General features: G+C 37.4%; 21 protein-coding genes and 1 pseudogene. 10 read left to right on the forward strand and 12 right to left on the reverse strand.

Annotated features, from left to right (window positions below; genetic code table 11):
* Positions 1–52: 52 nt before the first annotated feature.
* The 4 genes from RMB13_RS11130 to cxpE form a co-directional block, all read right to left on the reverse strand.
* Positions 53–2,488, reverse strand: coding sequence for a CSLREA domain-containing protein (locus RMB13_RS11130; protein WP_311085264.1), 2,436 nt, complete (start codon positions 2,486–2,488; stop codon positions 53–55).
* Between the two features lie 17 nt (positions 2,489–2,505).
* Complete coding sequence (gene rbtA / locus RMB13_RS11135) at positions 2,506–4,362, reverse strand: rhombotarget A (protein WP_311085265.1); 1,857 nt, start codon at positions 4,360–4,362, stop codon at positions 2,506–2,508.
* A 329-nt stretch (positions 4,363–4,691) separates the two neighbouring features.
* Positions 4,692–5,390 (reverse strand): DnaA regulatory inactivator Hda, encoded by a 699-nt coding sequence (gene hda, locus RMB13_RS11140; RefSeq protein WP_003650214.1) that lies wholly within the window; start codon positions 5,388–5,390, stop codon positions 4,692–4,694.
* A 20-nt stretch (positions 5,391–5,410) separates the two neighbouring features.
* Entirely contained in the window at positions 5,411–6,604 is a 1,194-nt protein-coding gene (gene cxpE / locus RMB13_RS11145; protein WP_080027610.1) for a chloramphenicol efflux transporter CxpE, read from the reverse strand.
* Positions 6,605–6,739: 135 nt separating this feature from the next.
* On the opposite strand from cxpE, the gene purM reads away from it, so the two are divergent.
* The gene (gene purM / locus RMB13_RS11150) at positions 6,740–7,810 is read left to right on the forward strand and encodes a phosphoribosylformylglycinamidine cyclo-ligase (protein ID WP_311085266.1); all 1,071 of its coding nucleotides are present in this window, start codon (positions 6,740–6,742) and stop codon (positions 7,808–7,810) included.
* A complete protein-coding gene (gene purN, locus RMB13_RS11155) occupies positions 7,807–8,436 on the forward strand; it encodes a phosphoribosylglycinamide formyltransferase (RefSeq protein ID WP_017391829.1) in 630 nt (209 codons plus the stop codon). The genes purM and purN overlap by 4 nt, the downstream gene beginning before the upstream one ends.
* Before the next feature lie 69 nt (positions 8,437–8,505).
* Here the strand turns inward: purN and RMB13_RS11160 are convergent, their stop codons facing one another.
* Positions 8,506–9,315 (reverse strand): alpha/beta fold hydrolase, encoded by an 810-nt coding sequence (locus RMB13_RS11160; RefSeq protein ID WP_198495297.1) that lies wholly within the window; start codon positions 9,313–9,315, stop codon positions 8,506–8,508.
* Positions 9,316–9,336: 21 nt separating this feature from the next.
* Positions 9,337–10,353: a signal peptide peptidase SppA gene (gene sppA, locus RMB13_RS11165; protein WP_311085267.1), complete on the reverse strand. Its 1,017-nt coding sequence runs from the start codon at positions 10,351–10,353 to the stop codon at positions 9,337–9,339.
* Positions 10,354–10,486: 133 nt separating this feature from the next.
* Here sppA and RMB13_RS11170 point away from each other — a divergent pair, with 133 nt between their 5' ends.
* Positions 10,487–11,470: a lysophospholipid acyltransferase family protein gene (locus RMB13_RS11170; protein ID WP_311085268.1), complete on the forward strand. Its 984-nt coding sequence runs from the start codon at positions 10,487–10,489 to the stop codon at positions 11,468–11,470.
* On the opposite strand, the gene RMB13_RS11175 is transcribed toward RMB13_RS11170, so the two are convergent.
* The 3 genes from RMB13_RS11175 to RMB13_RS11185 form a co-directional block, all read right to left on the reverse strand.
* Complete coding sequence (locus RMB13_RS11175; protein ID WP_311085269.1) at positions 11,423–13,855, reverse strand: DNA internalization-related competence protein ComEC/Rec2; 2,433 nt, start codon at positions 13,853–13,855, stop codon at positions 11,423–11,425. The two genes, RMB13_RS11170 and RMB13_RS11175, sit on opposite strands and share 48 nt — an antisense overlap.
* An 83-nt stretch (positions 13,856–13,938) precedes the next feature.
* Positions 13,939–14,625 carry a lipoprotein-releasing ABC transporter ATP-binding protein LolD gene (gene lolD, locus RMB13_RS11180; RefSeq protein ID WP_017391826.1) on the reverse strand — a complete coding sequence of 229 codons (687 nt, stop codon included), beginning with the start codon at positions 14,623–14,625 and terminating at the stop codon, positions 13,939–13,941.
* Complete coding sequence (locus RMB13_RS11185) at positions 14,618–15,853, reverse strand: lipoprotein-releasing ABC transporter permease subunit (RefSeq protein ID WP_003650195.1); 1,236 nt, start codon at positions 15,851–15,853, stop codon at positions 14,618–14,620. The genes lolD and RMB13_RS11185 overlap by 8 nt, the downstream gene beginning before the upstream one ends.
* 149 nt (positions 15,854–16,002) lie before the next feature.
* On the opposite strand from RMB13_RS11185, the pseudogene RMB13_RS11190 reads away from it, so the two are divergent.
* Positions 16,003–16,083: pseudogene (locus RMB13_RS11190) on the forward strand (PilZ domain-containing protein); the annotation flags it as partial.
* A 29-nt stretch (positions 16,084–16,112) separates the two neighbouring features.
* On the opposite strand, the gene RMB13_RS11195 reads toward RMB13_RS11190, so the two are convergent.
* Positions 16,113–17,021 (reverse strand): EamA family transporter, encoded by a 909-nt coding sequence (locus RMB13_RS11195; protein ID WP_311085270.1) that lies wholly within the window; start codon positions 17,019–17,021, stop codon positions 16,113–16,115.
* A gap of 7 nt (positions 17,022–17,028) precedes the next feature.
* On the reverse strand, positions 17,029–17,517 hold the full coding sequence (locus tag RMB13_RS11200; protein WP_016801978.1) for a YaiI/YqxD family protein: 489 nt from the start codon (positions 17,515–17,517) through the stop codon (positions 17,029–17,031).
* A gap of 245 nt (positions 17,518–17,762) precedes the next feature.
* Here RMB13_RS11200 and RMB13_RS11205 point away from each other — a divergent pair, with 245 nt between their 5' ends.
* Positions 17,763–18,704 carry a hypothetical protein gene (locus tag RMB13_RS11205; protein ID WP_311085271.1) on the forward strand — a complete coding sequence of 314 codons (942 nt, stop codon included), beginning with the start codon at positions 17,763–17,765 and terminating at the stop codon, positions 18,702–18,704.
* A gap of 33 nt (positions 18,705–18,737) precedes the next feature.
* Positions 18,738–18,884 (forward strand): hypothetical protein, encoded by a 147-nt coding sequence (locus RMB13_RS11210; protein WP_005038822.1) that lies wholly within the window; start codon positions 18,738–18,740, stop codon positions 18,882–18,884.
* A 57-nt stretch (positions 18,885–18,941) separates the two neighbouring features.
* Here the strand turns inward: RMB13_RS11210 and serC are convergent, their stop codons facing one another.
* Positions 18,942–20,021 carry a 3-phosphoserine/phosphohydroxythreonine transaminase gene (gene serC / locus RMB13_RS11215; RefSeq protein ID WP_005038821.1) on the reverse strand — a complete coding sequence of 360 codons (1,080 nt, stop codon included), beginning with the start codon at positions 20,019–20,021 and terminating at the stop codon, positions 18,942–18,944.
* Between the two features lie 385 nt (positions 20,022–20,406).
* Between serC and RMB13_RS11220 the strand changes: the two genes are divergently transcribed.
* The 4 genes from RMB13_RS11220 to RMB13_RS11235 are packed head-to-tail and all read left to right on the forward strand — an operon-like array spanning position 20,407 to position 25,256.
* On the forward strand, positions 20,407–21,894 hold the full coding sequence (locus RMB13_RS11220; protein WP_017391821.1) for a TolC family protein: 1,488 nt from the start codon (positions 20,407–20,409) through the stop codon (positions 21,892–21,894).
* 12 nt (positions 21,895–21,906) lie between these two features.
* Positions 21,907–23,028: an efflux RND transporter periplasmic adaptor subunit gene (locus RMB13_RS11225; RefSeq protein WP_311085272.1), complete on the forward strand. Its 1,122-nt coding sequence runs from the start codon at positions 21,907–21,909 to the stop codon at positions 23,026–23,028.
* A gap of 3 nt (positions 23,029–23,031) precedes the next feature.
* Entirely contained in the window at positions 23,032–24,162 is a 1,131-nt protein-coding gene (locus RMB13_RS11230; RefSeq protein ID WP_311085273.1) for an ABC transporter permease, read from the forward strand.
* Positions 24,159–25,256, forward strand: a complete 1,098-nt coding sequence (locus tag RMB13_RS11235) for an ABC transporter permease (protein ID WP_311085274.1) — start codon at positions 24,159–24,161, stop codon at positions 25,254–25,256. Before RMB13_RS11230 ends, RMB13_RS11235 begins: the two co-directional genes overlap by 4 nt.
* Positions 25,257–25,280 lie beyond the last annotated feature (24 nt).

The following is a 25,280-nucleotide window of genomic DNA, read 5'->3' on the forward strand; positions in this document are numbered from 1 at the left end:
AAATAATTTTATATAAAAAGCCTCTAATTGGAGGCTTTTTATTTTAAATGATTTATTTACGATAGCGTCTATAGATCGCTAAACCAAGTAAAGATGCTATAGATAAAATTCCTAAGCTACCACCACCGCCTCCGCCACGTGTATCGTCTGTGGTAGTTGCAGTACTTACTAGGTTAATTGTGCCAGCTTTAGGTGAAATTTTACCATCAGCATCATAAACGTTATAGCTTAATGAATCATTGAAAACGTTAAAGACGTTATTTGCCTGAATATAGATATTCCCACCATAACAAGTTTTATCTTTGTCAGTTTTCGGACATGGCCCTTCTCGGTCAGCTTTAACTACCTTAAAAATTCCATCTTTTGAAGTTTTGCTCGGTAAATAGATTGGTAATTCTACGCCTTTTTCATCTACCCAAAACTGTGATTTAGGTTTTAAAAGCGTTTTGACAGGCCCATCACCATCATCATTCGCATATTTAAGCAAATTCAATGGAATAGTTTCATTTGCAAGATATTTAAAGGTAACTGTTCCATCACCAGAAATAGGTTCAATATTATTAAAACGAGCTTTTATCAGACCGCTTGAGCTTAATTTATTATCGGCTGTTGTAATTGTATATTTACAATAAGCATAGGTACCAGCTTGAGTCACCGTATCGTCTTTGCGATAAAAAACAATTTGCTGTAAAGCACTATTCCACTCACAGAATACCTTATCTTCATCAGACAAGTCTTTAACTTGTTGTTCATCATATTTGTCATCAAGTGACCCAATACCCAATGCCTCTGTTGTAATACGATAGTCAGTTGTATTGAAGAACTTCAACACATGATTAGCATCTTCGGCCGGCAAAGGTAAATCATAATTCTTTAAATCAAGATATATAGCACGATATTTAAGATTTGCCTTGGTTGTATCAATCAGGTTTTTAAACTCTGCTAAACGTACTTTATAATAAGTAATAAAGTTAGAAGGCGTCTTAGGATCCTTAATATACTTATCAAATAAATCATAATTTTGTTGATAAGTATCAATTAAAGTTGTTAATGAAATATTACTAACATCCTCTAAATCACCTGCTGTTAATTTCATTAACTCCACAGAACCAATATCACAGCTATTACGACTTCCTGATTGGTAATATGATGTGCCATCTGTCAAACGATTTAAACCGCGTTGGTCAGCTGTAGCACAGCTTCCTTTACCATCTTTATCAACATCAATTAAATCTATTTGCTGAGGGTCAGTAATCTCTTTTGGATAATAAATAGGTAACCAGCCTGTATCAGCCGTTGCATCCTGTGGGCTTAGTAAACTGCTAAATGATTGTGTACTGATGTTAATATTCGTGTGACCATCTGGCAGAGATTCCTTTGGAACATCACATTTTGCTGTTGCTGATGTCCAGTTAAGGGCATTGAAATCCAGCATTAAACCTACACTCTTTTGTTCTGCTGCCGCACCTAAAAGATATTTACAGGCATAACTTCCAGTATTATAAGCCAGTACGTTAAAACTAAGCTTTTTTGTGCCCAGTTTGTCGTAGAGGAAAGTACTGTTTGCGTTGTTTTCAACAATTGTATTATTTAAGAGTACTAAACTACTGCTTGAACTTAAAATACTTGATGTATTGGCTGGATTATTGGTATCGCCAGTAAACTTAATAATACTGCCGTTAGTACTATTCGCTATATTTTTTGCAATAGTATTAACCGATAATGTCGCACTAGGTTTACCGCAAAACTCAAATGTACTTATTGAAGCTGTATTACCATTATTCACAATACTATTTGATGTAAACGTAATGGTACGTGGTGCATAAACGGTGTCACTAAAACACCCCATTGATAAAACAGTGCCTTGTGTTGCGCTATTACCTTTCAGTAATGAATGATTTACTGACAAAGTAATATTAGGTGAAGCTAAATAAATTGCTCCACCACTTGTTGCTCGTGATGATAAAATCTGGCTATTTTGTAAAGCAATATCAGCACCGGCATAAATCGCCCCACCCTGACCGGTTGTAACGCCATTTGCAAGAATGATATTATTTAAGCTTAAGGGTTGCTTATAGGGCGTTGTATTAAAAACACGTGATTTACCTTGGGCATCAATATACGTTTGTAATTCAAGCTGTGCGGGATAATCATTGGTTAAAACACTTTTCTTCTGCCAATCTACGGGGTCAGCACCAAAAATAGCAATATTGGCATTAGGAACTAACTCCTTGGTTAAAGTATAAGTTCCTGCTTTAAGCTGAATAGATTTCTGTGTAGTCTCACGTGTATCAATAACTGTACAACCACCATAAGACTTACGTAATTCAGCAGTCTTTATCGCTTCACGCAATGAACAAGCATTGGTATTATCACCATCTTCATCCACAAAAGTGGTAACATCAATTCTTCCATTAGTGGTATCTGCAAATAATGGCATTGCAGTAATCACAGCTAATGCTAAAAAAGCTTTTTTATAATTTTTCATAGCCTTATCATCCTTGATTATGACTTTAAACGTCGCAAAGCAATTAAGCCAAATAAACCTAAAATTAAACCACCACCAACGCTTCCTCCACCAGTACTCACTGATTTATCTTCTATTCCCGACGGTGGATCTTGTACGATTTGAACAGGAACTGTTAAATAAACATCCGCAGCGTCATTAAAACGTGTTGTTGTTGTGACGACCAAGAGATTAAAAACATCTGCCCCATGCCAGTTACCATTTGGAACGTAAGTTAAGTTCCCTTGTGTATCAATCGACAAAGTTCCTTTAGATGGTGTGCTTGTTTGAACCACTTTCATACAGCCTGGTTGCCATGCTTTACCATCTGTTCTTTTTCCAAACATTTTTTCACATGTTTTTGGAGAAACTAATTCACCATCACCTACAACATCAGCAATATTAAATTTCGCAATTTCTCCATATTTAATATCTTGACCATGCGTACTAATATCATCACGGTTAATTGTTAATTCAATTGAGCCTAAATCGCATAGCTCATCATAAGCACTTCGATTTTTTCCACGTTGATCTTGTTTTTCACAACTTGCTAAACCGACAGAAGTTCCATCACTATATAAACGACCTTTGTTAATTAACAATGACTGTGAAAGGCTTGTATATTTATCGAGAATTCGGGGTTTAAAGAAACCTAAGAAACTATCACTTGGTGTTGAATAAGGACAAAGCAATCCATCTGCAGGTGGTACATCGCAGGTTCCTTCATCGGCATTCCCTGCAATTAGTTTTTCACTGGCTGGATAAATAATATTAGGAAGTGTTGCTGAAGCATTACGGTTACATTCCGCAGTCACCAAATTGCTCTGTACAATCGTTTTATCTGTTGCAGATGTCTGACAGTTTGTTGTATTGCCTACTAAAATACTATTAGAAACGGAAGCTTTTCCTTGTGGAGCATCAAAAAATAGCCCGCCCGCGTTTTTAATCATTGTAATGTTATTGATCACCATCCCATCTCGGACAATGCCAATAAAACTACCTTTATTATGGAAAATCGTACTATTACTCAAACCAATAACACGAGAAGTTAAATATCCCCCTGTACTTTCATCTGCAAATTTAGTTTGTGCGTGGAACAATGCGCCATCTGGTGCCGTTACTTCATTATCACGCACTACAGAGCGACTGATATAGTAAAGTGGCATATCACTATATAAAACTCCCCCCTGACTCGCTTTATTATTCTGCATCAGGCTATTAGTAATCATTACCGAACCTGCTGTTTTTGTAGTATTCGATAAATTACCAGCGTTATAAATTGCTCCACCACTTGTTGCATACCCATCCATTAAACGCGAATTTTGAATAACCAATTGTTCATGATTATAAATTAATCCGCCGTTACCCTGAGGGACTACACTTTTTGAGCCAGCACCTTTTAAATTGATATCAATAAATGAAACTGTAAAAGAGGCTTTTTCAACACTATCATCATCTATACGGAATAATTGATCCGTACCTATCATTTTAATAGTTGCATTATGAGAATTGGGTGCTCCTTCCTCAACCAGAGTAGAATCATTCTTTGCTGTACTAATAGTTAGAGCCGCAGAAATCTTTATACTTTTATTTAGGGCATATTCCTTATCACGCTGCAAAATAATATTTGAAGAGACGTCTTTACTTCCACACCCGCGATAACCATCTTTTACAGAAGCAACAACGGTAGAATCACTTGAATTACGCTTATTTATCAGTACTACAGCCTCGCGTAATGAACAGACTGTATTATCGACATCTTCATCAATTGTAGTTGTGACTTGAATATCGGCAGAATAAGCGTGTCCAGCAGCAGCCAATAAAGCAAAAGCAATGCTCCGTTTGAGCATACCCATCTCCTTACATCTTTTTTCATTTTTTTTGTCAATATTGCAAAAATTTTACTTTTGCAATCGCATCCTTTGTGCGTACTTTGTCACAGCAAGTAGAATTTCTCAAGACATTTTGGTCGGTCTGTAGAGTCATTTTTGAACCAGATTACAAAAAGCTTCATACATTCAAAAAACTTTTTTAAATACAAAAATTGACTCATTTAAAAATTAGAAGGAAATTTAAAAAGATATAAATGCAAGTGCTCTGAAATTAGAAATCTTGTGCCAGAGACTCTATTTTTAATAGGTTTTTATAAATTTAGGCAAAGCAATAAACCAAAGTGAAAGAATATCTATTGTTGATATTCATCAATCAAAGCATAAATTTGTCTTAACGTTGCATTCGAAAGTTTTGTTTTTTCGCCTTTGAGTAATTTTTCTAATTGGGCAACTGTCTGTAGCAAAAGAGAAGCTTGATGAGGGCCATGTAACAATAAATAGTCAACAATTTGCTGATCAAAATGAATACCACGTCTAGACATTACAGATGTAACCAAAGCATAGCGATCCGCATATAAACTTCCACTCGGTACCTTAACACTGACAGCTTGGGTAAGTCGTGATTGTAAGTCTGGTAATTCCAACTTTAATTCGATAGGTGCTACACGCGAAGAAAATACCAACTGCCCTTCGTGATTATTCATTAAATGAAAGACAGCTTTTTGCCAATGGGGCACACCACTAATCGATTCAATATCATCCAGAGCAACAAGGTCATAATGCTCTAAAGATGTAATTGCTTCGATAGGAGCATCCAGGAGTTCAAGCAAAGAAACTTTAATCGCAGATTTGCCTATTTCTAAATAAGAGTCACAAATTGCCGAAAGTAAATGACTCTTACCTGTCCCTGCGCCACCGTAGATATAAAACCTACTGACCAGACCAGCATGTAGTTGACGCACAGCATCGACTACATTCCCCCAACTTGGTCCCGAGAAATCACTGATTCGGGCATCAAGTTGAGGTTCTATATCCAGTTGGAGTTGACGCATATATCGAATTAACCTTGAAATTATTTCTGGTCAGATGGTTTCAGTTTATCTGTATCTTGCTGTGTTTTAACCTCAAGATCAAGCTTAGTGCTTTCGGTTTCTACATGAATTTGCTTAATATCACCTTGTTGTATGACTAACGTAGACGGTGAAGCATAAAGTGAGCTTTTTTCATAGTTATCTCTTAAATGTTTCAACAACACTACAATAACAGCCGCAACAGGCAATGCAATTAACATTCCCAAGAAACCTGCAAGTTGTGCACCTGCTAATACTGCAAAGACAACTGCTACAGGAGATAGGCCAATTTTATCACCCAGTAAGAATGGCTGTAGAATATAACCCTCTACCGCTTGGCCAATCATGAAAACTACACCAACGAGTAATAAATGCATCCAGTCCAAGCCGAACTGGAACAAACTTGCGATAACCGCTGCAATAATACCTACTGCAAATCCTAAATAAGGAATAATACTGGCGAGGCCAGCCACCATACCAATAATAAGACCAACTTCCAAACCAATGAGCTGCAATCCAACTGCATATACTATGCCTAGCAATAGCATGACGAGAAACTGACCTTTAACAAATGCCCCTAAAACGCTATGGCATTCACCAACGATCTGTAAAGTATTTGCTTCATATCGACGTGGAATGAGACGACGTAAGTTCTGTAACATACGATCCCAGTCTAGTAAAAAATAAAAAGCAATAATTGGAATTAAAACAACTGTTCCACCAATTTGAATAAAATTCAAACCAGACTGGGCCAATTTTAATAACACTGACTGAATACTATCGGCACTATAATTGGTTTGAACATATTCCATCACAGCTTTAGACATCTGCTCTGTGTCAATTTCCATTGCCTGTAGATTAAAAGTCGAAGATACCCAAGGCAAAAAGGTAGCGTTAATCCAGTGAATACCAGCTGGAATACTATCTCGGGCATAAACCAATTGTTTCCAAATTAGAGGAACCAAATACCACAAAGCGATAGTTAAAGTTACACCTATTCCTATAAACACCACGCTAATTGCTAACCAGCGAGGCAATTTGATTTTTACCAGAACATCAACAAGTGGACTGAATAAATAAGCCAGGAAAAAAGCGCCGATAAAAGGAATGACTACAGGCTTGAGTAAGTATAATACCCATACCAGCAATACAATACCTGCGAGTAAAAAAATACGGCGCAGTATACGATCTTGCATAAAATCTAGCCTTTTTTGATTTAATCGTTATAAATGAAAAAATATTTTTATTAAAGATAGCATTTTCGAGCATAAATAACATAAGAGTTTCGTATATTCAGGTTATAATCTGCCGCCAATGCGGAGACTTCATTTATGAGCAACTCAACTTCTACCCCAAATACCGGTTTAAGCTATAAAGATGCGGGTGTCGACATTGAAGCGGGCGACGCACTGGTCGATCGTATCAAGTCAGTCGCTAAACGTACAAGTCGTCCTGAAGTAATGGGCGGACTTGGTGGCTTTGGTGCACTATGCAAAATTCCTAAAGGTTATGAAGAGCCTGTTTTAGTTTCTGGAACCGATGGTGTAGGAACTAAATTACGTTTGGCACTTAATCTTAATCGTCATGACACAATCGGCCAAGATCTTGTGGCTATGTGTGTAAACGACCTTTTAGTTTGTGGCGCAGAACCATTATTCTTCCTTGATTATTATGCAACTGGTCACTTAAATGTTGACGTTGCTGCAAATGTTGTTACTGGTATTGGTAAAGGTTGTGAGCTTGCAGGTTGCGCACTTGTAGGTGGGGAAACCGCAGAAATGCCAGGCATGTATGAAGGCGAAGATTACGATCTTGCTGGTTTTGCTGTTGGTGTTGTTGAGCAAAGTAAAATTATTGATGGTTCTAAAGTAAAGTCTGGTGATGTGCTTATTGGTGTTGCATCAAGTGGTGCTCACTCAAATGGTTATTCATTATTACGTAAAATTTTAGACGTTAAAAATGTTGATTTAACTCAAATGATTGATGGCCGTCCTCTTGCTGATGTAGCAATGGAGCCAACTCGTATTTATGTAAAACCAGTTCTTGAGCTATGCAAACAAGTTGATGTACATGCTATGGCACACATCACTGGTGGCGGTTTACCAGGTAACTTACCTCGTGTATTACCAAATGGTGCACAAGCTGTCATTGATGAAGCTTCTTGGGAATGGTCTGAATTATTCCAACTTTTACAACGCGAAGGCAATGTAGAACGCTTTGAAATGTACCGTACGTTTAACTGTGGCGTAGGTATGGTCATTGCTGTTGATGCAAATGATGCAGAAAAAGCAATTGAAGTGCTTAATGCTCAAGGTGAAAAAGCTTGGAAAATCGGACATATCCAAGAAAATGCTGAATCAGTGGAAGGCGCAGACGAAAAAATTCGTGTGATCTTTGCATGATAAAAATTGCTGTTCTAGTCTCTGGGAACGGCAGTAATTTACAAGCCTTGATAGATGCAAATCTATCAGGGCAAATTGTAGGTGTACTGTCTAATAAAGCAGATGCTTATGCCCTAGAGCGTGCTCAAAAAGCTAATATTGCTACGGCTGTTATTTCGCATAAAGACTTTCCAACTCGTGAAGTGTTTGATGAAGCAATGCATCAACAACTCTTAGCTTGGCAAGTGGATGTAGTTATTTTAGCCGGCTTCATGCGCATTTTAACTCCCACCTTTGTCAATAAATGGCAAGGGAAAATGCTGAACATACATCCTTCACTTCTTCCAGCTTACAAAGGCGTGAACACTCATCAACGTGTTTTAAACACAGGTGATCGTTTACATGGTTGTACCGTACACTTTGTAACTGCCGAACTGGATTCTGGTCAATCAATTGCCCAATCTGCTATTTCAGTTAAAGAACATGATACTGCCGCTTCATTAGCAGATCGAGTACATACACTTGAGCACTTTATTTACCCACAAGTAGCAGAGTGGTTATGTAACGGCCAACTTACATGGAAAAATGGTCAAGCTTATTTCCGTGATCAAATTCTTAAACACCCTATTCGTTTTGCAAATTGGTAAAACATTTTACTTACAAGCAAAAATAAAAAAAGGACATGCTGGCATGTCCTTTTTTTATAAGTTTAAAAATTAATTTGGCTGAGTATGAATCAATTTCTTTATAGAGTTCACTGTATCAATAGGATGTTCTAGAGGGAACATATGCCCCCCTTCAACTACAGTAAATGGGATTCCCATTTTTCGCTTTGCCATTTGAGGAAAGCCTCTTTTTAAGAAATCACTTTTTTTCCCCACCACTAAATGTACAGGCATCTTAGGTTTTGGCATAGGTAGCCACCACCAAGAAGGATTTTTTCGGAAAATTGCAACTTCATCTTCACGAGAAATAGTTAAAGTAACTCCACCGCGGACCGAGTCTTCTTTTAAAGCATAGTCAATGTAAGCTTGAAAACAATCTTCATCAAAATCTTTATAGAAGCCTTTAGGACGCAGCAATTCGGCCGCCTGTTCTCTCGATTCCCAATGTTCACGACGACGTGCAGATAAGCCTGCTGGTGTCATCGCATCAACTAATTTAGGACGAAATAATTTTGCCATATGAAAAGCAAATGAATATCGTCCTAAAATAAGAGGAGGATCTAGCATAATCACTTGAGAAAAGAGTTCAGGACGCTGAAAAGAGGCCATCAAAGTTAAAACTGAACCAAGAGAATGCCCAAGTCCAATGACTTTACGTCCTTTCGCCTGCCGCACAATACTATCAATCACCTGATCAACCAAAGAAGGCCAATGGTTAGTCACAGGATAACGCTTATCAGGACCAATCAGGGGAACATAAATAATGTCATATTCCCCTTTCAACTGGTCAAACAGTTTTTGATACACTTTTGAGGGTACGCCATTCGCATGAGCAAAGTGTATAACTGGTTTCATTGACATACCGCTATCCTAAAACAGATTTTATTGTAATTTTGCGCTTTGACGAGTCTGCACTTCTTGAGCAATAGATTCACTTACTCCTTGCCCTATTTGTGCACCCATACGACCTAAAATTGATTGTAATGGGTTACGCTCAATTGTGTAGTCAACTTTATTATCAAGGTTTAGTTCACGCATCAAGCTCGTAATGTTACCTGAACGGTCAGCAACACCTAACTGGATTGCTTGGTCACCGGTCCAGAACAAACCAGAAAAAATAGCTGGATCATTCGATTTCAAACGCTTTCCACGCCCTTCTTTAACTGCGGTAATAAAGTGAGTATGAACATTATCAAGAACAGATTGAATGTGCTGCTTTTGTGCAGGATCAATCGGTTTTGTCATACTTAAAATGTCTTTATTCGTTCCTGCTGTTAAAGTGCGATCTTCGATACCAAGTTTCTGAGCTAAACCAGTAATCCCATAGTTAGGCATGATGACACCAATTGAGCCCACTAAACTCGATGGATTGACAATAATCTCATCTGCAGCAGAAGCAATATAGTACGCACCCGATGCACCCATATCACCAATAACGGCGTAAACCTTCTTATCAGGATGTTGTTTTTTCAAATAACGAATTTCCTGCCAGATTTCATCAGACTGAACTGGAGAACCGCCAGGTGAGTTAATATTAAGTACAACAGCTTTACTATTTGATGCCTCAAAAGCACGCTTAAGCGCTTTATTGGTATCTTCACTATTCACAGATTGATTGCTTGAAGCATCAATAGTTCCAATAATATCTACCACTGCCAGATGAGCACTGCTGCTACTCACAGCAGATCCTTCTTTACTGGTTGAGCAGCCTTTACCCATGAGTACAATAATGAATAACAAATAAATAAAAGTTAATGTTTTAAAGAAGATACCCCAACGGCGACTTCGACGCTGTTCCTCTACAGAGGCAAGCACAGCCTTCTCGAGAATTTGCCATTCTGGTCCATTTTGTTTAGGGATTATAGGTTCATTTTGTGGTTTTGGCGGCCAATCGGACATAAAATTCCAATCCAAATTAATCTAAAATGATGTCATTATATACGTTGATTTGATAAAAACTGTCTAAATAATATGATTTCATTTATAATAATTTTATCTTTTTTTAATTATTGCTTCCTTTTTCCCGCGATAGATGACCAAATTAGATACAAAAAGCATGAACTACTACCTACTCAAAACTTTTAGCCGCCAGCCAATTCAATTTGGACGTTTTCTTGCTCGTATGTTGGCAGGGTTAATCAATACTTTAAAAATTACTAAAACATCAAAAAGTATAGAACTAAACTTACAAATCGCCCTTCCACATTTAATGCCACAGCAGCGAATAGAAATTACGCAACAAGCTATTCGTAATGAAGTCACCTCATACTTTGAATTTTTAAGTATTTGGGGTTCATCAAATAGTAAGAATATCGAAAGAATTCATCATATTGAAGGCGAACATTACTTTCACGAAGCACTTGCAGCAAAAAAAGGTGTAGTTTTGATTGTTCCACATTTTGGTACATGGGAAGTCCTGAATGCTTGGTGTTCACAATTCACTTCAATGACAATTTTATACAAGCCAGTAAAAAATGAAGATGCAGACCGTTTTGTTCGAGAAGCACGTAGTCGTGAACAAGCCCACTTGGTTCCTACTGACGAAACTGGTGTAAGACAAATTTTTAAAGCTTTAAAACAAGGTGAAACTACCGTAATTTTGCCTGACCATACGCCTAATGTCGGCGGCAGTATGATCAATTATTTTGGTGTTCCCCTTGCCTCAAGTAATTTAAGTACCAAGCTTATTCAAAAGACTAAAGCAAAAGCTTTATTCCTTTACGCGATTCGTAACGAAAATGATGGTTTTACGATGCACATTGAACCTATGGATGAGAAAATCTACGAAGGTAGTGCGGATGATGGAACTTATGTCATTCATCAGGCTATTGAACAACTCATCCAGCGTTATCCAGAACACTATCACTGGAGCTATAAACGTTTTAAGGCAAATCCTGCTTTAGATAATATTTACAATATTGATCCAAATGAAGCACTTCAAATTGTAGATAGACTTAAAGCCGAAGCTTCACAAAGTTCTGTGAAGCCAAGTACGCTCAAAACGTCGAGTGTATAAAGCCATTTGATGATTCTGAGATACAAAACTTAATGTTCCTTGCTCAATTGTACTTTTAAAAGGAATATTAAGTGCTTGTATTCTCGCTATCACCTCTTTGCTTGGATGACCGTATCGGTTATTAAAGCCGGCAGAGGCAACAACAAGCTTGGGATTTAAAGTCGCTAAGAAGTCATAGGCAGAACTATGTTTACTACCATGATGACCCAATACCAAAACATCTACCTTTAAATCAGGATATTCTTTTATCAATTGATATTCTGCTTCCCATCCAGCATCCCCCATAATTAAATAATTTTGATAACCCTTTACTTGTTTTAAATGAATATAAACGACACAAGAATATTGATTTTGATTAGAAGGAACTAAATTTAAATCATTTTCTTTAGGCCAAAGTATTTCAATATCTAACTGGGGATATTGCCATTTTTGCCCTTGATGACAATAAGTAAATGGTTCTTTAACCTGCTCTTTCCACAACTCATTTGATATGACCTGTTTGATAGGAAAAGCCTGACTTATGGCAGGAAATGCACCACTATGATCTTGGTCAAGATGAGATAACACGACATGATCTAATTGTTTAACACCTTTCTGTCGTAAATATGGGATCACTACATTTTGACCAATACTAAAAGCCTTCTCATCATAAGAACCGCCAGTATCAATTAACCATGTCTGCTCTGAATGTTGTAAAAAAATCGCTTGGCCCTGGCCTACGTCTATAATATTTAATTGGATTTGCTGGGATGACTTATTTGGAATGATTAAGGGTAAACAACATATGAGCCCCCAAGATTTCGGTAAAATACCACGCGGTAAAAATAAAATAATAATGACACAGCTAAGACACACTAAAGCAAGTAGTGTCAGGCTAAAACCTTGCAACGGTAGAGATAACTTCTCTAAAAAACTAAAACATGTCAGCACTATACTGAGCAAAATATCATTAATCTGAAAGAGTGCATTTCCAATTGAATTAAAAATAAGCCACACACAAGCAGCAAAAATATTCAAAGGAACAATAATTCCTCCTAGCAAAGGAACTGCAATAATATTTGTGAGAGGTGCAACCCATGAAATTTGTTGAAAGAAAAACAGCATTAAGGGACATAGGGCGATAAATATTTTGCCCTGAGATTCAATGAGGGTCTTGCTTAAAAGAATTATTCTAGATAGCAGACTCACTGAAGCAAGATTTGGAGTCTGTACTATGGTTTGATAAATGCGTAATAAAATAAAACAAGAACCATAAGAGAGCCAAAAACCTGCCGATAAGACACTAAATGGATCGAAAAGCAAAAGTAGACTTGCACTGAAAACCAAGAGGGAAAATGGCTTAACAGGTAGTTTTACCAATAATAAAAAGGCGAATAAAAATACTGAAAGTAAAGTTCTTAAGGCTGGAGTTTCAAAGCCTACAAAAGCCGTATAAATCAAAACTCCAAAACATAACGGAATCATTGCCAATATTTGCTTGGGGTGCCACAAATAAATCTGCGGATAATAACGTCGTACTAATTGATGCAATCCCCAAGACAACATGATGGAAAAAATAAGGACATGAGGCCCTGAAATGGCCAACAAATGAGAGATTCCTAACTGCTTAAATTGATTTTTAATCTGTTCATTTAAAAGACTTTCATCTCCTGTTAGAAGTGCTAATAACAGTCCTTTGTTCTGTAAGGGAGATTTTTTTAGCATCAATCTAAATTTTAGGCGCAATTTTTCTATATTTAATTGTTGCCTAGTAAAAAACTTTTGTTGCTGTTGTAAATGATTTTGATAACCCAATCGATAAATTTCATCAGAGCTTAAAGGTTCAATATGCTGAACACTGAAACCTGACATTATATTTCGTTGAATGAACCATTGTTCCTGATCAAAAGCACCAGATACTGCGTAACTATGAGCTGGTCTGGTTTTACCCGAAATCCGATAGTAATGGCCTAATTGTAATTTTGGCCCCTCTATTAACGCACTCTCATTTTCATTTTTTAAATATAACAACCAATTCACCACATGGGATGACCGCCCTAGAACCTGAGCGAGTTGCTGTGTCTTATTATCATTTTCTTCACTTATTCGATCTATATAAACAATAACGTCTAAAGACTCAGGTTGTATCTCCCGTAGTTGTAGTCTTTCATTTAAGGCATGCTGAGCATATTGATGACCTATAACAAAAAGGCTTAGACCACAGATTAAACAGTAACCTGCCTTTAATAGAGGACGATTTACAACGATGTGCTGCTTAAAAATATAAAAAATAAAGCTGATAAAGAGGACAACTTTCCCAATCCATCCATATTGCATTATTAAAGGAATATCTATTCCCATGAATGCAATACCACCAACCCACCCCACTAAAATAATCTTTAACATTTAAAATCATATCGTTATCTTTTTAGGGGCAAAATTAAAGCCCAACTGAGTGGGCTTTAACAATGTGATTTAATGACAATTTTTTAAGAACCGCTCACCCAAAGACCATCTTCCATATGCAAGATTGAATCTGCTGCCTGCGCCAACTGCTCATCATGAGTCACAATGAGCATAGCCATGTTAAGTTCTTTCTTAAGATCGGTCAATAATTCAAAAATGCTTAAAGCTGTTTTACGATCTAGGTTACCGGTAGGTTCATCAGCCAAAACAACCGCAGGTTGAGTGACCAAAGCACGGGCCAAAGCGACACGTTGGCGCTCACCGCCGGAAAGCTCACCTGGCTGATGATCCATACGATGAGATAAACCCACTCGGTCTAGTAAATATTCAGCTTGTGCTTTTACCGATTTGTATTGGCTATCTGGGCGAAGCATAAGAGGCATTGCCACATTTTCAAGCGCAGAAAACTCTGGTAATAAGTGATGAAACTGATAAACAAAACCGAGGTATTTGTTACGTTGAAAACCACGCTCGGCTTCACCTAAATTATCAAAACGCTGACCATTTAAAAATACTTGTCCTTGGGTTGGTTGCTCTAGACCGCCTAGCGCATGAAGCAAAGTACTTTTACCTGAACCACTCGCACCAACAATAGAAACAAACTGCCCTGCTTCAACTTGTAAAGAAAGACCTTTAATGACTTCAACCTTAGATTTACCATCATCAAAATGTTTATAGATATCTTTCGCTTCTAAAACAATTTTACTCATAGCGGAGTGCCTCGGCAGGTTGAACTTTGGCCGCACGAAGCGCCGGATAGATAGTTGCCAAGAAGCTTAGAAGTAAAGACACAATCACAATAATCGTCACATCTTGCCATCTTAAATAAGAAGGTAGGTAATGCACAAAGTAAGCATCAAATAGATTTAGGCCCAACACATTGTTAAACCATGAAATGATGTCACTAATGGTTAAAGCCAAAATTACACCTAAAACCGTACCCGCAACTGTCCCAATCACACCAATCACGGTGCCTTGCACCATAAATATTTTAGTAATCATTGATGGTGACGCGCCTAATGTACGCAAAATGGCAATATCTGATTTTTTATCAGTCACAACCATTACTAAAGACGAAACAATATTAAATGCTGCAACCACAATGATAAGTACAAGTAACAAACCAACTAGTGTTTTTTCCATTTGAATGGCATTAAACAGATTGCCATGCGTATAGGTCCAGTTCGTCGCGTAGAAATTACTTGGTAAACTTTTTACCAAGTCGTCCGCAACTTTTGGCGCGGCAAAAATATCATCTAGTTTTAAACGGACACCCTGAGCACCATCTGGTAAGCGTAATAGGGTTGACGCATCATATAGGGCGATATAACCCACCATAGAGTCGACTTCAGCACCTACACTAAAAATACCAACCACTTTAAAACGCTTGAAACGAGGTACTACACCTGCTGGAGATGGCGTTGCTTCAGGTAAAACCAATGTCACACTGTCATTTAGACGTAAGCCTAATGAATCGGCCATATCTTTACCAAGAACAATACCAAACTCACCCTTTTTAAGTGAATCTAAGCTACCAGCAACAATATGATTTTGAATAATAGACACATTCTTTTCATATTTTGGGTCAATACCCGTCACCATAATACCTGCGACTTGCCCTTGCGCGGTTAACATACCTTGCAATTGGGTAAAAGGTGCAACCCCAGTTACATGTGGATGATGTTCAACTCGTTTTACCAGTTCAGGCCAATCCGTGAGGATTTGTGTAGATGAAACTGTCGCTTGCGGAACCATTCCCAAAACACGGTTTTTTAATTCGCGATCGAAACCGTTCATCACAGAAAGTACCGTAATTAGCACAGCGACACCTAGTGTCAAACCGACCATCGAAACCAATGCAATAAAAGAAATAAAATGATTACTGCGTCTTGCGCGAGTATATCTCAACCCTATATACAGTGAGATTGGTTTAAACATACCTTCTAAATCCAAGGTGATTGATGGGAAATAGCAGATGCTCATGTCAAATCGCATCCACATCTACTATTTGGCCATATCGTTAGATGCTGTATTAAGGTTTAAAAATCAGTAAGTTCTGATCTTTCCTTAACAATCCTAATATTATATTGCTGCGCTATTTTCTACTACTTAAGTTGGGAGATCAATTTGATCATGCATTTCGCTACGAATTAGAACAATTTAATGAATAAGCTCAACAAATTACCCAAATCTTCTCCTATTTAGACTTAATATGCCGGGCAAAATTTCGATTTGCCTGAATGTCTTTATAGAAATATAAAAATAGTCCAAACAGGATAATTAAAGCACCTACAAAAACCATAATCGAAAGTTGTTCATGATTTAAAGCAGCTCCAATCATCATGGCTAACATTGGCGTAATAACTGTCGTTAAAGATAAAGTCGTTGCCTGAATGTTTTGTATAAGCTTGAAATAACAAAACATGGCGACTAATGAAGCCATCAATACCGTATAAATTAAGGCAAATAAAGATTTGGCCTCTGGTAAATGTGTCGGTGCATATTGCCAAATAAATGGAATAAGACAACTTGCCAAAATCGAAGAAACTAAAATAGAGCCCGTTGCCTGAGCCATAGGCTGGATCTGTGCATTAACTTTCTTAACCCAGAAAATTGAAAAAGAATAGACAAAAACACTGATCAGCATGAGAACAATGCCAAACGGATGCACATGCTGATTCGATCCATTCAAGCAAATAATCGCTAAACCACTTACGGCAATAGCCATACCTAACCATTGCAACTTATAAAGTTGCTGACCAAATGCAAAACGGCCAATCAGCCCAGCCATAATGGGTGCTAAACCAAACATAAGTGCAATCATGCCTGAACTTAAATATTGGGTAGCGGCATATGTGAAAATTTGAGAACCAATTAAGCTAAAAGATCCGGCAACATAGCTATGAATAGCTTGTCGATGAGTTGGAAAAGGCGTTTTTAAAATCAGTAATATGATTACTGCCAAAGGCAATGCAATAAAAAAGCGTAACAACAATGCCCACATAAGATGTAGATCGGACACACTCCAAACAATAGCCAAGGGAGTTGTTGCCCATATAAACACTAACAAGGCATAGGTTAAAGCCAAATTGGTTTGCGATGGCATGCGATGCTCACTTAGCTGTTTTACGTTTTTGCTTTAAAATTGTTTGATCTAATGCACTCGAAAATTCACGCTTATCCCGCTCGGAAATAGGTGGCGGTCCACCAGTTTGCACGCCCGCGCCACGAAGCGTATCCATGAAGTCACGTAGATGTAACCGCGCTTTAACATTCGCAGTTGTATAGACCTCACCTCGGGGGTGAATAGCAACGCCACCCTTTTCAATTACTTGAGCCGCTAGTGGAATATCTTGCGTAATGACAATGTCATTTTCAATCATACGATCAACTATTTCTTTATCGGCCTGATCTGCACCACTTAAAACCTGTATTGACTTGATGCGAACTGAAGGCGTAATCCCAACATTTTGATTAGCAACAAAGATGACTTCTAACTGATAACGATCTGATGCGCGCAAAATCACTTCACGTAATATTCTTGGTAAAGCATCTGCATCTACCCATAGCTTAAATGGCAGCAAGTTATTCTCTATTTCCATTAAAAATATAAGTCTAACAGATGCTTTTCTAAGGTGAATAGTAATAAACATTAAACTTATTTTTAATTTAGTGTTAAGTTTTTTAAGAGCCAGATCTACCTTTTATTTTATAATTAGCAGCAATATCTATCTTTCAATGACTAAATATGTGCTTTTACAAGAGAATTTACATATGGTGACTTGAAAAATAGCAAACACCCTCGATTTAATATAACAAGTAATGTGAACCCAACAGCATCATGCTTATGAAAAATCAAAACAGTCCAGAAGTTATTAAAGTAAATGACCAAAATTTTGGTAGTCATGGCGAACATTGGAATCTATTGACGTCCCATCCCGAAACAGATGTACCAAAATGGTTAGGACTAGCACTTGATGCACCCGTAATGCCAATGGGCTTATGCGAACATGAAGACGATATGGATCAATCTTTTTGGTTGATTCAAGGCCCACAAAACCAAAAAGTTACAATCAACCAGATTATTGCGGTTGAAAATCAGAAACCTCGCGCACTCAAAACAGCCTTTCCAAGTTTTGAAAGTCCATATCAATATAATGCGAAAATTGAACGTATCATTACTTGTGACTCTGCGACACAAGCTGTTTTAAGTTTAAAACTAAATAAAGATACAACGGTTTATGCATTTGATAATTTATTTAGCGTTAACTCATGTCAATATGACAAAACTAAAGACTATCAAGTTCAATTTAATGCATGGGCTTATGAATTAGAACCGGTTCCAGCAGGCGAAAAAATCGTTGTTGATGACCCAGCCTCAATTAAACATCACCGTGCATTAAATGTGATTTTAACTGAACATAATGGTATTGCTCCTGAAAATTTACAGGAACTCATTAATGAATGGCAACCAAAAACTCCAGAAGATCAAGAACCTGTAACCGTTGATTTTTCTAAAATGGTTGCTTATTTATATGGTGAAAATCTTGGTCAAGAAGATGAAGCATGGTTCCAAGGTAATATTGTTGGCAAAACTTCTATGACATTTATGGGGGCAGAATATACCCTTTATGATGTTACTTTGGTTTTAGAAGATGACCTTCCTGCCATATTAGTGCGCATTGCAACCAAAAACGATTTGTATAAAAACTTTAATATTGGCGAATATATTCGCGGTAATATCTGGATTCAGGCGACTATTTGTGCTAAAAAGGGTGAAACTAATTGAATTTCACTAATATTTTAATAATTAGGTTATTGAATGAAGATTATACCCGAACAAACTACCAGCCTCATTCAATCTAGTAGCCTGCGCGTAAAGGTCGATACTGGTGCGTTTTGCTTTTTTGTATTGGGTATGTTTTTAGCTGCCATATTCATGCACCAGTTTGGTTTAGTTCCTTTTTAGTTTATAAAATTTATTCAAAAATAAAGCCCTCATTTGAGGGCTTTATTTTTGATTTACTTAACCATTACGCTTTGCAAAATCATCCATAAAGTTGATTAAAGCCTGTACACCTTCTAAAGGCACTGCGTTGTAAATACTTGCACGCATACCACCGACAGAGCGATGTCCAGCTAAGTTTAATAAATGGTTTGCTTCCGCTTCTTTTAAGAATTGCTTTTCTAAAGCTTCATCTGCCAAGGTAAACGGTACATTCATAATTGAACGGTTTGGAATTGCAATCGGGTTATTGTAGAAATCGCTTGAGTCTATATAACCATATAATGACTGAGCTTTTGCAAGGTTAACTTTATGGATAGCATCTACCCCACCCTGCTCTAGCAACCACTCAAATACCAAACCAGACAAGTACCAAGCATAAGTCGATGGTGTATTAACCATAGAACCATTTTTCGCTTGGTCACCATATTTCAAAATGCTTGGAATTTCTGGTTTAGCTTGATCAAGTAAGTCATCACGAATAATGACAATTGTTAAACCAGCAGGACCAATATTTTTTTGTGCGCCAGCATAGATCAAACCAAACTTGGTCACATCTAATGGAGCAGATAAAATACTTGATGAATAGTCACAAACGAGTGGCGCTTTTACATCAGGAATTCCTGCAAACTGTAAGCCACCAATCGTTTCATTATCGGCATAATGTACATAGGCTGCGTCGTCAGATAAATTCCATTCGCTTTGTTCAGAAATTGCGAACTTACCATCTACTTTAATACCAGCTTCTACAACATTAATGTCGCCATAACGTTTTGCTTCTTTTAACGCTTTTTCAGACCAGATACCAGTATCAATATAATCAGCTTTATTGTTCTTACCCAAAAGGTTTAAAGGAATCGCAGAAAATTGTAATGACGCACCGCCTTGTAAAAACAGTACTTTATAATTTTCTGGAATATTCATTAACTTGCGTAAATCTGCTTCAGCTTTTTCAGCCATAGCAACATAGTCAGCACTACGATGACTCATTTCCATGATGGATAGACCTTTACCATGCCAATCCAACATTTCTTGTTGAGCTTTTTCTAAAACGGCAGTAGGTAATGCAGCAGGACCAGCACAGAAATTGTACGCGCGCATGATTTTTCCCTTGTATAAAGTCAAACACAATAAAAATGGCATTTAACCACAGATTGCTTAAGCTTGCAGCAGCTTCTCAAGTAAATATTTCAATGCTGGACTGTATTTAGGATCATTTTTTCAATTATTGTTGTATTTATTTCTTTGCTTTTATTTGTGATTTTATCAGTTTAAAACATTTTCATTGAGTAAAGATCAACTTGACTTGTGATTATGATTTCACATACTTTGATATGTAGTACAAAATATGGGCTTTATAATATTTAAGAATTAAAGGGAGCTTAAACTATCTTGTTTCTATACAAATGTATAAGAAACAAGATGATAATTGAATTTAATAACAAGAAATTTAAACTATAAGGGATGCCAGAAATTGTTATTTAAAATGCCAGTACATCGATATAGACAGTCTATTTGCCCCTTTTTCTTTAAACCCAAGCATCTTGCTTTGGCCTTAGGACTTTTTTTCACAAATCATTTATATGCTCAAAGCTTAAGCTATGCTGAAGCGGAACAACAAGCTTTGAAGAGTTCATATAGCACTCAAGCCAATCAGGCTTTGCAGCAAGCGTCTCAACTAGAAGCTGAAGCAGTGAAAGGACTCGGATTACCTCGAGTTGATTTAAATGTTAGAGCATATGCCTTTCATAGCGAAACAGACGTCCCCCTCGCCTCTTTTAAACAAAAGCTTGAGAATGATTTAAGTCAGGGGTTCAACGATAAACTTTCACAGTGGAACAATGTCATTCCATCGGATGTGCTTGGACAAGTTCAAGAAGGTGCAAATCAAACCATTCATGATGGTATAAATCGCTTTCCCGACTATGCGAATCTGACTGTAGAAGATCAGGTTGTACGCCCTTCTATTTCGGTCGTTATGCCACTATATACAGGCGGCTTAACCAGTAGTGCAAAAAAAATAGCCAACATTCAAGCACAGCGTTCGGAACTTTCAAGTCAACAACAACAAGATGTACAGCGGTTTGAAGTTGTACAAAGTTATTTTAATGTTCAATTACAACAGCAACTGGTAGCAAGTAGTTTATTCAACTTTAATGCCATGCAAAAACATTACAGCAATGCCCTAAAGCTCGAACAACAAGGGTTTATTAGTAAAGGACAACGCATGCAGTTTGAAGTAGCTCGCAATAATGCGGAACGTACTTTACAAAGTACTCAAGCCAACTTAAATGCCAGTCGCTTTAGCCTTAATAATCTTCTACATCAACAAAATAATGTAGATTTAAGTACCCCATTATTTGTAAATAACACTCCAAGCCAAACTCTAGAATCACTTTTAACCAGTTATTCGCAAAAATCCAGTCTTGTACAAAAAATGCAGATGGATACCCAACTGGCTAACGTAAATATTCAAGCTCAACAAGCCGCGAAAAAACCAAGTCTTTTTGCATTTGGTGAATATGCCCTTGATGAAAATGAAAACTGGATTGTAGGTGTAATGGCAAAATACAACCTATTTTCAGGTGTAGATAAAAATAAGAATATCCATGCCGCCGAATTAAAGCGTTATGCCTCTGAACTTATGACCGAACGTACCAAGCAAGAAATTGAGGCACTTCTGAATAAGTCATATAACGAACTCAATTCTGCTCAGCAAAGCCATCAACTCTTACAAAGAAACGTGAATGCCGCTCAAGAAAACTTGCGTATTCAAGAACTGTCTTTCCGTGAAGGAATGGGTACAGCTACCCAAGTCATTGATGCACAAAATGCTTTAAGTGCTTTAAAAACTGAAATGGCTTTAAATGCCTATAAATATGTCATGTCACTCGCGACTCTATTGCAAAGTCATGGTTCAATTGATCAATTTAAAGCTTATGTCAATCAACCACATACCGACTATATCCGTTAATAGGAGTATAAAATGAATCAAGAATCATCTCATTCAGAACAGGATTCTCTTGCTGCGGATACGGTAGAAATTAACCAATCTCAAAAAAACGATCAAGCGAGTGACACCCCTGAATCAAACATAAATAACGGTGACTCTCAACCACCTAAAAACTCCAAGCTTAAACTGATTATTGGCTTAGTAATTATTGCCCTATTAGGTTTAATTATTTTTGGTTTATGGAAAAGTTATCAGCCAAAGCCTATTGAACTACAAGGTCGGGTTGAAGCCGAAACTATTCACGTGAGTACGAAAGTTCCAAGTCGTATTGAAGAAATTTATGTACAAGAAGGCCAGAAAATTTCCAAAGGCCAGCCACTTGTTCGCTTGGTTAGCCCAGAAATAGAAGCTAAAAAGCAACAAGCCTTGGCAGCTTTACAATCAGCTTTAGCATTTCAATCTACGGTAGACCGCGGTTCTCAGCAAGAAAATATCGATACTCTCTATGCCAACTGGCAAAGCACCAAAGCACAAGCAAACCTTGCAAAAACCACTTACCAACGTGGTGAAAATTTATATAGACAAGGTGTTATTTCACGCCAAAGACGAGATGAGATGCTAGCCGCTCAAACTTCTGCGCAAGAATTAAGTGAAGCCTCTTATCAACAATATGCTCGTGCAAAACGTGGCAGTACGAGTCAACAAAAATCTACAGCAGATGCACAGGTTGAAATTGCAAAAGCAGCTGTAGGCGAAGCAAAAGCACTTGAGGCTGAGACACGTTTATTCTCTCCTATTTCCGGTACAATTTCAAAAACTTACGGGAAGCCTTCCGAGTTAGTCGCTATGGATGTACCTGTTGTCAGCATTTTAGAAGATGATGATTTATGGGTCAGCTTAAACGTAGGAGAAAATCAGTATGCTTCTGTTTATAAAAATAAAACCCTTGAAGGATTCATTCCCGCACTTAATCAAAATGTGACTTTTAAAATTAAAAATATTGATGCTGAGGGTGAATTTGCGACGATTAAAACTACTCGTCAAACTGGTGGTTATGATATTCGTAGCTTTAAACTTCATCTTGTACCTGAAAAACCAGTGCAAGATTTAAAAGTGGGTATGAGTGTTCTATTTAAAATTAAAGAAGAAAAATAACGTATGTTTGCCAGTATATTACGCGAACTAAACTATCTAAAAAGCAATAAATGGGATTTGTGCATGGTGACACTTATCCCTGCTTTTATCATTTTTTTGTTTAGCAGCATGTTTTACGCAGGTAAAGCTGAACACTTACCGATTGCGATTATTGACCAGGACCAAAGTGAACTCAGCCGCAATATTGAAAAGTATCTTTCGTTGAATCATACGGTAGATATTAAAACGATTACGGCAAGCCCTACTGAAGCGGAACAATTACTTAACGAAACTAAAATCTGGGGTTATGTTTTCATTCCAGACGGTGCTGAAAAGCGATTTGTGAAAGCGCAAGATGCTCAAATCAGCATTGCTTTTAACCAGTCCTTCTTTAGTGTGGGAAATACGATTTCTTCAGCAATGCTGGTAAGTACCCTCAATGCTTTAGCAGACTATGCAGGCCAAAGTTATCTTGCAAATAATATTCCCTATTTAGATGTACCTACAGCTCATGTAAAAGTATCAACGCTTTACAACCCGAGCATGAGCTATGAGTTTTATTTAGAGCCATTTATGGTTCCTGCCGTATTACATCTGTTGCTATGCTGCTGTGTTGCTTTTGCAATTGGACAAGAACTAAAACGTAATACTCTCACTCAATGGGTGAACCGAGAAAATTTTATTCAAGGCTTATTGGCTAAAAATTTGCTCTATAGCCTTATTTTCTGTTTCTGGACATGGTTGTGGATGTTTTGGCTAGTTGAAATCCGTGGCTGGTTCGTAGCGGGTTCCTTAAGTTTATTGCTGGTCGCACAGTTCTTACTTTATTTTGCCTATGCTTTAATTAGCAGTACCGTTATTCTTGCGACCAAGAATTTAAGTAAAACTTTTGGCTTTATTGCCGTCTATGGTGGCTCATCTTTAAGTTTTGCAGGCGTTACTCTGCCTTTAAATAATGCACCGATTTTCACTAAATTTTGGTCACTCATTATTCCCTATACACCTTATGCCAAGCTGCAAACCGAACAATGGGTGATTGGTAGCCCACTTTTCATTTCAATGATTCCCTTTTTAATACTTCTGGGTTACTGCCTTATTTACTTCTTTTTAAGCTCTCTGCTGCTTAAAAAATTAATTCGGGGAGCAACTCCATGAAAGACTTTTTAAAGGCTTATGGGCAAACATTTAAAGATATTGTTAGTAATAGTTCGGTTTTCACAACTCTGATTTTATCGGTCATTCTTTATAGCTTTTTTTATCCAACTGCCTATAAAGCTGAGCGTGCAGAATCAATTCCAATTGTGATTGTTGATGAAGAACAAAGCCTATTAACCTCTCAATTAATCGGCCAAAGTGCAAATAGTCCACATGTTCATATTGTTACCGTTACAAGTAATTTCTTACAAGCTGAACAAATGGTGCGTGAACAAAAGGCCGATGGTATTTTACTTTTACCAAGCAACCTAACTCAAAGCTTACGCCGAGGAGAAACAGGTGGGATTGGCTTATATCTGAGCACAACCAACTTTTTAAAAACTAAAGAAATTGGTTTAGGTTTAGCCACATCCATTGAAGCCACATTAAAAGAATATATTGAAAGATTTGGAGAGCGCACACATTTCCAACCGGCCCTTTCTATTCATCAAGTCCCGTTATTTAACCCGCTTTCAGGATATGGAAGTTATATTTTTCCAGCTGTTGCAGGTTTAATTATCCATCAAACTATTGTGTTAGGTTTAGCGATGCTAATCGCAAGCTACCGTGAACAACACCAAAAAATTACAGGTGTTCGCTTCGCTGGAATTTTTGCAAGTATATTTACCATTGGCTGTTTAGGATGTTTTTATCTTTTCGGTTTTACCTTGTGGTTCAATGACTATCCACATGGTGGGAACTTTACTGGATTGCTAGTCGCCGTTCCTATTTTTATTAGTTGTGTGATTGGATTAGGCATGTTGATCGGTTCACTTTTAGACATGCCAGAACGTGCTGGACATATTATTGTGTTTAGCTCTATACCTTTATTCTTATTAACTGGAGCTGCATGGCCTCATCAAGCCATGCCCGAGTGGTTACAATGGTTTGCTTGGTGTTTACCTTCTACACATGCCGTACAAATGTTTGTACAACTTAATCAGATGGGTGTTCCTTTAGCAACGGTTGTACCAAAATTGATATTTCTTGCGACAGCCGGATTAATATTAATGTGCTTAGCTTATTATCGACTTGTTAAAAAATCTTCTTCATAAAATAAAAAAGGAAGCTTACGCTTC

This window comes from Acinetobacter sp. V102_4, assembly GCF_031799005.1.
Classification (GTDB): Bacteria; Pseudomonadota; Gammaproteobacteria; order Pseudomonadales; family Moraxellaceae; genus Acinetobacter; species Acinetobacter calcoaceticus.